We start from the raw sequence: 9,940 nt of genomic DNA, 5'->3' as shown, positions 1-9,940 counted from the left end.
CAGTGATTAAATTCACTGGAGATAGAGCGGTATTATCCTGTTTGATTAGCGTAATTATTACGCTAACTGTTAGTTACTTTTTGTCCAAAGTCCAATTAGTATAGCTATCTATAATATCGAGACTGAATATTAATCTAAAATAATAATCACTCAATTGGATGAACCAGTTGAAGGATGTGGTTTTTCAGGAGTTAGGAGATGATGAAGTTGTAGATAACTAAGGGTCTTGAACCATGTCTTATCTCAACTTCAGCCAAGTCCACACTAGAAACCAAGAAGTTTATTCTCAGCTTTCAGAAGCAATTTATTTAGTTAGATATAGCAAAGCAAGCATCTTCTGATGCCACAGCTCTTCATTCAATTCAAACAACTATTGAACAATTAATTAATTTACGAAATCGTGTTGGTTCAGGAGAGCTTTGAATCTATAAAATACCTATAAAAAAATTTTATTACACCAATTCAATTTTGGTGGAGTAAGGCAGATAATAATATGATTCTACAACAAGTGCCAAATTATTCCTGCCTTTCTCCGTTTTAATCTTTTATAATTTATTGATAATTTAAGGTTTAAATCACTTCTTAAACTGACAAGCTACCGCCTTTATTCTGAGTCGCAAATCACACAAATTTTACGATGTAATATAGCTAAATAATGCCTTAATCAAATATTTTTTATTTCTACTTTCCCTATGGAAATTTGACTCACAATTTGGTGGAGTATCAGGAATAAACTTGAGACTGAAAACTTGACTTCAAGATATTCATTTAGAGACTCATCATCAAATATACAAATTAATTAATTTTGCGTCACTACTTAAACATCTACTTCCTAAACACAAGGTCAACTCATACATTTACTTTTTTACTGATTCAATGTAAAATCCTATATCATTTTAGTTTAGCGGAAAATTAAGAGCGATCGCCGATTATGAAATCTCAAATTTTAACTATAAAAAAAAAAGGCACAACAATTCAAAATCTTCAAGTTACAAAAGTAGTTGATGGTGACACAATCAAAGTTTTATTAAACGATAAACGAGAATTTATCAGAATGGATTATGTTGATGCTGAAGAAAGCTATTCTGAATATTCCAAACCAGTGACAGACATGGGTAAAGCAGCATCAGAAATGGCAATAAAATATTTCATATTACCTGACGGTGAACTTGCTCAAGTCGATCTTGAATTTGATACAAACGACCCTGTAGAAAATTGTTTAGAAAAATATCGCGACCATCAAGGTCGTTTAATAGCTTATGTAAATAAAAATGGAGAAAACTTTAATATTAAACTAATTAGAGAAGGCTGGAGTCCCTATTTTATTAAATATGGGAATTCTAGACTTTATCATCAAGAAATGATAGCTGCAGAAATAGAAGCTCAAGCTAATAATCTTGGTGTTTGGAATCCTCAAGTAAATCGAGGTAAACGTAAAAGAAATTATAATTTGCTAGTACCTTGGTGGTCATTAAGAGCTTCCATTGTAGATAATTATCGTACCTATGGAATAGCTTCTGGAGTTCTAGAAGTGAGATTAGATTTTCCCAAGATTTTAGCAGCAGCAAGAGCTGAAGAATATGTAACAGTTTTCTATGATTTACAGGGAGGAGTTTCTAAGTGGTTAGATAATGGTGCTTTAATTTATGATGGAACTAAAGACCATCGTTTAAAATTATGGATTCCAAATACTAATACTGAAGAAATGAAGCCATTATTACAACTATTAAAAAATCGTTACTTTGGTTTAGGTAGAGGATATGTTTATATCACTGGGCAACTACATATGTATAGAGATAAACCAGAAATTATTCTTTCTGGAATAAACCAATTATCAGATTTTCCACCTACAGTATGAGGGGGTTAACGAAGTCAGAAGTCAGATAGGGGAGCCGTCGGATTGGCGACGTACAGAAGTTAACCCACCCCTAACCCCTCCCAGGAGGGGGATGCGTGAGCAACTCTCCAAAAATATTTGGCCTTAAAAGGCGAGGTTCGCAACCCATATTATTTTGATAAAAACTATGATTTTAAGCATTCCGCAGGAAAGCAGAAGGCTTGAAATACTTAATTTTCTTTTCTCTTGGTCAAGTAAGATGCTTGAATACTATCTTTTTCTTACTCACATTTAAGCGCCTTTAAAATTTTAGGACTACTAATTTACTTGACTGGGTATAGAAGTTTAATAAATAAGGGCGCATTCATTAAAAAAAGTAGCAAAATTGACCGCTAATAGCTGTTTGCGCAGTATTCCGCAGGAAACGCCTAAAATATTCTTCAACTGTTATTAACCGTTCAGCAAAATTTTTATCTAATAGACATCTCCAGAAAATAAACTTGCTCTTTATTTAAGATAAGCTAGAGTTGTAAAAGTCACTGAAAAATCATTTTTCGTAATCTTTGGCCGTGAACATCTATGTCCCTGTTCTCTGTTCCCTAATGTGTGCAAAAAGTCTATATCTTTTTAACCAGAGGTTTAATAATTATTATTTACCGAATAATTAAGGTTTAAAGCCTCTCCTTTAAAGGAGAAACAAGAAAAAATTTTCATGATTAGTCAATCCTCTTCTTTTCAAGGAGAGGAAATAATTAATAATTAATAATTAATTATTAATTGTTGAATTTAGCCCTCATATTGAGTTAATATTTCTACACCTGTTTCAGTAACAGCAACAGTATGCTCAAATTGTGCAGATAATTTACCATCCTTAGTAATAGCAGTCCAACCGTCGTCAAGTACCTTTGCTTCCCAAGTACCTTCATTAATCATCGGTTCAATAGTAAATACCATTCCAGCCCGCAACTTTTTCCCTTTTCCTCTGGTACCATAATGAGGAATCTGTGGTGCAGTGTGGAAAATATTGCTCACACCATGACCAACAAAATCTCTAACTACAGAAAAACCTTCTGCTTCAGCATATTCTTGAATAGCAGCTCCAATATCCCCAATTTTATTTCCAGGTTTAACTTCAGCAATGCCTAAATACATAGATTTTTCTGTAACTTCAACTAATTTTTTAGCCAATGGAGAAGGTTCACCTACGAAAAAAGTTTTAGAAGTATCCCCATGATAACCATCAAGAATTGGAGTCACATCAATGTTAATAATATCTCCCTCTTTTAAGATTTGTTTTTTGTTAGGAATACCGTGACAAACTACCTCATTAATACTCGTACAGATAGACTTAGGAAAACCATGATAACCAAGGGGAGCGCTACGAGCGCCATGAGCTTGCGTCCAACGTTCTGCTTCTTCATCTAATTCTAGAGTGCTTACTCCAGGCTTGACAAGAGGTTCAAGATGATGTAATAATTCTGCAGCCAAACGTCCTGCCCGACGCATTTTTTCTATTTCTCTTTTTGATAATAAAACGATAGTTTCAGTTGCCATTGGTTATTTGATTAATCCTGTAAGCTATACGGTTGATAGACATAGCTTACTTTAGCATATAAATAGCGACGGAGTTCTCAGGAGTCAGGAGTCAGGAGGAAAAAAGAAGAAAGTTTTTTATCTAAGATTTACGCAGTACAACCTATTTTCCTCATTGTGACTGACAGGGAAGCAATCTCAAATCCTAATTTTTCCTACATCATGGGTAATATCATGTCCGGATAATTAGTTATAAAAAAACTTTCTCCTTCAACTCCAGTTGTTCTTCTTTATTCCCTCTTTCCTCTTTCCTCCTGACTTCCCCTCCACCGGAGGGGTTAGGGGTGGGTTGACTCCTGAGGACTCCGTAGTTATTTATTTATCACTGTTTAACCAGACATGATATAAGTCCTGATACAGTTATCGCAACCTCTACTTCTATTAATTTTATATATAATAGACATCTCTAAAAATCAAAAATAAAATCAATTATTACCCATAAATTATCAATTACTCCCCTCCACCGGAGGGGTTAGGGGTGGGTTCCCTGTTCCCTGTTCCCTGTTCCCTCTTTTCTGGAAAATTATCTGATGTCTCATCATCATAAAAGCGATAAAACAAAGGCTCATCTTTAAAATTATGTTCGTCTAAAACATGATGAATTATGCCCTGTTCTAACATTAATTGACCCATTAAAATAGCTTCTTCCCGAGTAGCTCGTTCGTGAATCATTAGCCACTCTACCGCATCCGAACCAAAAAATACATTTTGAAATTTCTTAAATTGAAATTTGCGGTCTTTGATAGAAACTCCGTTAGCTCCACGCATGGCAGTGGCGATCGCCCCCCAGTCGTACTCTTCTTTGATAGCAGGTGGCTCGATAGATGGAATTTCTTCAGGTTGGGATTGATATTCTACAGGAGTTTGCGACCGCAACCAAGCATAGATTTCTGGGTCGAGGTCTTTGATATGTAAGTCTTGTTGAGGACGAGCTACTTCTACTCCATACTTTCGCAAATATCTTTCTATTTGGTTATAGAGGTGGGTTCTCACCTTTGGTTGCTTGAGAGGGTCGCGGATAAAAGCTACTACCCGAAACTGTAACCCATCCTCTGTATATTGCCGAAATTTTACTTTCGGGGGTGGATGACGGAGAATATCTGGATGTTCTACTTGAGCAGCAGCAAGCAAAACTTTGTAGACAAAATCAATATCTGTTCCATAAGGAACTTTCACATAAGTTTTCACTCTAGTTATACCACTGCGGTTCCAGTTGAGGACTTCCCCTTCAATAAACCGAGAGTTGGGAATGGTAATAATGTAGCGTTCGATATTAGAAATATCAGTTGTTCTGGCACCGATACGTTGGACTAAACCTTGAAATTCTCCAACTTGAACTAATTCTCCAACTTTTACCGGACGAGCGACAATTAAAATTAACCCACATATGAAGTCTTTGACAATATTTTGTAATCCAAAACCAATTCCCACTCCGAGCGCTCCAAGCAAAATAGCTAGAGACTGAAAGTCTACTCCTCCAGCATTAAGAATTAAAACCGCTCCTACAGAAAGCAGTCCGTATTGGACAAAAAAAGCGATCGTGTCTTGGTGACTGCGTTCAGCTTCTGTCAGGGGTAGGAAGCGAGATTTGAGGATACTCACAAACCAACTTACCCCTACCCAAAGTGCGACTATAGTTAGAGCGATAGTTAATATTCTGGTTAGGGAAATGCTTTCTTCTCCCAGTTGAAACATTCTAGAATTAAATGTACTGTCTAGAAGTTTGAAAGCTTCATAAAACCAAGCTCTAGTTATGGGAAATAGTTGAATTCCATACTTGATAAATGTTGCCCATACTCCCACTTGCAATAATAGTAAACCTAATAGTTGTAGGGAGTTCCAGCGTCTCTGAGGATTTTGTAGTTTCTGGCGTTGAATGTAACGAAATAGTAATACGAGTCCCCCCTGAAGTAACAGAGTAATCAAAAAGGCAATTATCAGCTTTTTGACTGCCCAACGGGTATAAGCAGGGGTGCGTTCCCGCCAACTTTGATTTAAACCCTGCTGGAGTTTTTCCTGCCACATTTGTACCTGCATCTCTGAGTACATGGAGTTGAGGACATCCGCTTCTGTCACCTGCATTAAGGGGCGACTATCGATTTTCAATACCACTTCTTGATTAGAGCGGATTACTTTTATCTGTGGTGGTGTTCCTCGTTGGATACTCTCAGCTAAGGCTGATTTCAGAGTTGATGTCATTAATGCGGCTCTCTCCTGGGCAGTCACTTTTTCAAAAGGGCCAATTTCTAAAAGTTCTCGACCATCTAATACTACGGGAGCTTTTACACTTGTTGCATCTTCTGCTAGGACGGGAGAGAATAGAAATATTGATAGTAAACAGATGCACAGTGCCAGAATTAACCTAAACCCATATTTCTGAAGTTTTGAGACATAGTTGAAGGAAGAAGGAAGAAGGAAGAAGGAAGAAGGAAGAAGGTTGATATTTCGTTGTTTTAGATGTTCCATAAGTCAAATTAAGGAAGGAGGAAGGCTTTAGTTATCTAGGATAAAGGAAGAAGGAAGAAGGTTGATATTTCGTTGTTTTAGATGTTCCATAAGTCAAATTAAGGAAGGAGGAAGGCTTTAGTTATCTAGGATAAAGGAAGAAGGAAGAAGGTTGATATTTCGTTGTTTTAGATGTTCCATAAGTCAAATTAAGGAAGGAGGAAGGCTTTAGTTATCTAGGATAAAGGAAGAAGGAAGAAGGTTGATATTTCGTTGTTTTAGATGTTCCATAAGTCAAATTAAGGAAGGAGGAAGGCTTTAGTTATCTAGGATAAAGGAAGAAGGAAGAAGGTTGATATTTCGTTGTTTTAGATGTTCCATAAGTCAAATTAAGGAAGGAGGAAGGCTTTAGTTATCTAGGATAGAAGATTAAATAATATTAGGTTGTTTAAACTATTCCATAAGTCAAATATAGTAATGCTACTGCTATATCTTATAGCAAAGAAAAAGGGAAAAGTGGATGAAGAGAGTCTTCGACAAGTGACTTGTCTAGATGCTGGTGCATTGTAATGGTGGTCTATTGTAATTATTTTGCTCAAGGACAAAAACAGTGGGAGCATCTTGCTCCCTTACTTGTATCTTGCTCCCATAAAGTGGCATTGTTCATCCCCATCTAGCATTTAGTATTACGCGAGCAGGACTACCCGTGTCTACAAACGCTAACCAATTGTAGATATATCGTTTGTCAAGTTACTGAGGTACAGTTGTTTTTTTTATTTTCTGCTCCCGGTAGTTCTGCGTAGTAAATGATATATGTAGATTAACAACGGCGCTTCATGGGAGCAAGATGCTTCATGGGAACAAGATGCTCCCACTACCGTGTCTGGTAACAAAGATTATTACAATCTACCAGATTTATGTTTCAATTAATCTAGCAGAACTAAAGCTAAAATAGTTAGATAATTTATGTTTGAACTGAGATAAAGTAAGCCAATCAAAATTAATTATGTACTGCTAATTAAGCCTATTAAATCAAAACAGCAAATCTGAATTTTTTACCAATCTATGCACAAAAAATTATATGAAAAAATCAATACTATATTTGACGGTTCTAATCATCTGTGGGTGCCGTGACTTATCTACTACTGAAAATCCATTAAACTTGCCTACCACATCACCTACTCCTACCTTTGTAGAATGCCCACAAAAACCAATAATTCGTCTGGATAAAACAGACGCTAAATCTTTATCTTTAACTGAAAATATTATTACTATATCCGATACTGTTAACTCTGAAAAACAACTTAGCTATAAATTCTATGCTAGAAGGGATAAAGATTTTAACTATAGAATTAGCAGCAATGTTTGTATTTGGATATTTGCCCCAGATACGAAACTATTACAACGTCGAGAATTAATCATCGCTGAACAGAGGGATTCACCAATTTCTGGAGAACAAATGTCTATCGATCTACCTCTAACAGGAGAATATATTGTACAAGTGTCAAGCCCTAGTGAATCTACAGAATTCAACCTAGAAATGAGTTTAGGAGATTTACCAACACCAGAACCTTCTACAGTTAATATAGACGAAACTTCATCAACGTCAAAATCAGAAACAACACCTCAAGAATCTACTCCTAAAACTTCTAGTGAAGCAGCAGTAAAAAATTATTATTCTAATCTTAATCAAGGTAAATATGAGCAAGCTTGGAATCAACTATCAACAAGTTTTCAAGATAATCAACAACTACATCCAGATGGTTATAATTCCTATTATGACTGGTGGACAGGAATTAATAATATTGCTATTCAAGATGTTAAGCAGGTCAGCACAAGTACAGAAACGGCTACAGTAAATGCTCTGGTAAAATATACAAAAAAATCAGGAGAAAATATTGCTCAATCTCTGGAGTTATTTTTAGTTTGGAATTCTACAGATCAAAAATGGAATATAGATACAGTTAGCCTAAATTAGTTAGAATTATTATGGTAGAATATTCTTTGACTCTCACAAACAAAAATACTAATCAAATATCTAGATATATTCTAGACTTAGAAGAATATTATGAAAATCAGCCTGCCAGTTTTTTTACCCCAATAGTATGCAATAAAATTAGAAATGAACTACAAAGTCAAGGTAGCTTTCACATTAATGATATGTACTTACAAATAATTATCAAAACATGGATTCAAGATATCAAAGAAGGATATAGAGATAGTAATGTTGTTCTAGATTTACCTAAAATTAATCATCGGAATATTAACAGTCTCAAAGAATCAGGAAATCAAGAAATTCCCCAACTTATTTATCCAGATTTATCTGATATAGAACCAAAAATTGGCGCCTTACCCCCCCTAGACTTTTCTTAAAGAAAGAAGGAAGGAGCAAGAAGGAAGAAGGTAGATTAAGTAGGGTGTGTGACGAGACCCTTACCGTTCTGGAATAATGGTCGATTTTATTGTCACGCACCGCGTGCTGTGGGATGGTGCTACAGGATCTAATATTTATTTGACAAGCGCTCTCTAAAGTAATATCAAGTCTCATTAATTAGCCATAATAAAAATGTTCTTCTTTTGAGAGAAAATATTTTTTCGGTGCGGAATGCGGAGCAAACAAATTTCCCCTGCTTCCCTGCTCCCTGCTCCCTACTCCCTAAATTTTTCCGGGTTATTCAAAGAGAGATGATATAAGAAAGAATGAAGGAGCAAAAAGGAAGAAGGTAGTTAGCTCAAGACTGTTACTAAACAAAAACATCAAATTAAAAATTATGTTGTAGAAAGGGAGTTAAAATAAATTTATTTTTGAGGAGGATTATGGCTATTAATTGTAATGTATGTTTCTACGATAGAAATTCCGACAAAAATCAATTTTGCGAAGTTTGTGGTTCAGAAATACAACCATCAATTACTTTGTTTGAGGCTGGAGAAAAAGGTATTCAAGAGGGAGAAAAACAAACTGTTTTACAAACATATGAACAGACAGTAAATTCTCATCAAAGGATTAATAAAAATATTAATCAAAATATTAATAATAATCCTGTTACTCCACCTGTTTATACAAATATTCAAACTAGCTCACCTCCAACTCTAGAAACTGCTAAAAAAGCAAATATTTTACCTAAAAATTCTGCTAATCCTACTCTGATTACTGGAACAATTGCTAAACTTATTCCGAAACAAGTAGGTTCCCCTGTACCAGAATTTATTATCGATAGTAACAATGCTCTTATTGGCAAATTTGACCCAAATATCGGTCCTGTAGAAATTGATTTAGATGGATTTTATGGAGATGAAACAGTTTCTTCTACTCATGCAGAAATCTATTTTGAAAATAATCAATGGCAGATTAAAGACATGGGTTCTACTCATGGTATTTATATTAAACCTACAGGTAAAACTAGGTTTGGATACCGGACTAATAAACCAGAAATTTTAAACTCAGGAGATGAAATTGCTATAGGTAAAATTCGGTTACTATTTTTGATTATTTAATTTAGAAGTCAGTCCTCAGGAGTCCAGGAGTCGTATGGGAATGGCTTCAATACCATTTTTTAGGTCATAATTCTCTTTTTTATCAAAGAGACATCTCCTGCAAAGTAGGGGCGTTAGCGGCAGCTCTGCGTTAGCAAATGGCCATTCGCCCTTACCAAATAATTAAGGTTTAAAGCCTCTCCTTTAAAGGATAAAAAAGCGGTCGTTAGCGAAGCTTCCCGTAGGGTAGGATGGCGTTTGCTACCGCAAAGCTTTCCGTTCCGGAATGCTACCGCAAATGCTAACAGCGGAGCAACTCTGATAATGGTACTTAGACATTTTTTGGTAGGAAAAATGCGTCAAAGTCAGTCTAGACAAGGGAATTACGTCAAAGCCTTAAAAATGGCTAGAACCCTTAGTAACTCAGGATTTATGCCTTTTCGACGTGAAAACCTCTACCCATCTATATCTGAGCCTATTTTCTGCCTTTATTTTATGTAAGTCCCAATGAGAGCGGGTCTCGGAGCTGGCCGACCATCGACCAAGAAAAGAAAAAATTTTCCTTTTATTCAACCCTCTTCTTTTCAAACA

6 protein-coding genes are annotated in these 9,940 nt (G+C 35.7%); 4 read left to right on the top strand and 2 right to left on the bottom strand.

Annotation, left to right across the window (positions count from 1 at the left end):
* The first annotated feature begins 931 nt into the window (after positions 1 to 931).
* The gene (locus tag D5R40_RS26845) at positions 932 to 1,858 is read left to right on the top strand and encodes a thermonuclease family protein (protein WP_124155472.1); all 927 of its coding nucleotides are present in this window, start codon (positions 932 to 934) and stop codon (positions 1,856 to 1,858) included.
* Between the two features lie 765 nt (positions 1,859 to 2,623).
* Here the strand turns inward: D5R40_RS26845 and map are convergent.
* Together map and D5R40_RS26835 are read right to left on the bottom strand one after the other, a co-directional pair.
* On the bottom strand, positions 2,624 to 3,391 hold the full coding sequence (gene map, locus D5R40_RS26840) for a type I methionyl aminopeptidase (RefSeq protein ID WP_124144305.1): 768 nt from the start codon (positions 3,389 to 3,391) through the stop codon (positions 2,624 to 2,626).
* 489 nt (positions 3,392 to 3,880) lie between these two features.
* On the bottom strand, positions 3,881 to 5,896 hold the full coding sequence (locus D5R40_RS26835) for a mechanosensitive ion channel domain-containing protein (RefSeq protein WP_124144304.1): 2,016 nt from the start codon (positions 5,894 to 5,896) through the stop codon (positions 3,881 to 3,883).
* 1,060 nt (positions 5,897 to 6,956) lie between these two features.
* Here D5R40_RS26835 and D5R40_RS26830 point away from each other — a divergent pair.
* The 3 genes from D5R40_RS26830 (at position 6,957) to D5R40_RS26820 (ending at position 9,370) form a co-directional block, all read left to right on the top strand.
* Positions 6,957 to 7,853: a hypothetical protein gene (locus tag D5R40_RS26830; protein WP_124144303.1), complete on the top strand. Its 897-nt coding sequence runs from the start codon at positions 6,957 to 6,959 to the stop codon at positions 7,851 to 7,853.
* 11 nt (positions 7,854 to 7,864) lie between these two features.
* On the top strand, positions 7,865 to 8,248 hold the full coding sequence (locus tag D5R40_RS26825; protein WP_124144302.1) for a hypothetical protein: 384 nt from the start codon (positions 7,865 to 7,867) through the stop codon (positions 8,246 to 8,248).
* Positions 8,249 to 8,692: 444 nt separating this feature from the next.
* Positions 8,693 to 9,370 carry an FHA domain-containing protein gene (locus D5R40_RS26820; protein WP_124144301.1) on the top strand — a complete coding sequence of 226 codons (678 nt, stop codon included), beginning with the start codon at positions 8,693 to 8,695 and terminating at the stop codon, positions 9,368 to 9,370.
* Positions 9,371 to 9,940 lie beyond the last annotated feature (570 nt).

It is taken from the genome of Okeania hirsuta (genome assembly GCF_003838195.1).
Taxonomy (GTDB): domain Bacteria; phylum Cyanobacteriota; class Cyanobacteriia; order Cyanobacteriales; family Microcoleaceae; genus Okeania; species Okeania hirsuta.
This window is presented reverse-complemented; position numbering and strand designations above follow the sequence as displayed.

Excerpts from the sequence above, each read along its gene's own strand:
- D5R40_RS26845 (WP_124155472.1), top strand. The coding sequence starts at position 932 with ATGAAATCTCAAATTTTAACTATAAAAAAAAAAGGCACAACAATTCAA.
- map (WP_124144305.1), bottom strand. The coding sequence starts at position 3,391 with ATGGCAACTGAAACTATCGTTTTATTATCAAAAAGAGAAATAGAAAAA.
- D5R40_RS26835 (WP_124144304.1), bottom strand. The coding sequence starts at position 5,896 with ATGGAACATCTAAAACAACGAAATATCAACCTTCTTCCTTCTTCCTTC.
- D5R40_RS26830 (WP_124144303.1), top strand. The coding sequence starts at position 6,957 with ATGAAAAAATCAATACTATATTTGACGGTTCTAATCATCTGTGGGTGC.
- D5R40_RS26825 (WP_124144302.1), top strand. The coding sequence starts at position 7,865 with ATGGTAGAATATTCTTTGACTCTCACAAACAAAAATACTAATCAAATA.
- D5R40_RS26820 (WP_124144301.1), top strand. The coding sequence starts at position 8,693 with ATGGCTATTAATTGTAATGTATGTTTCTACGATAGAAATTCCGACAAA.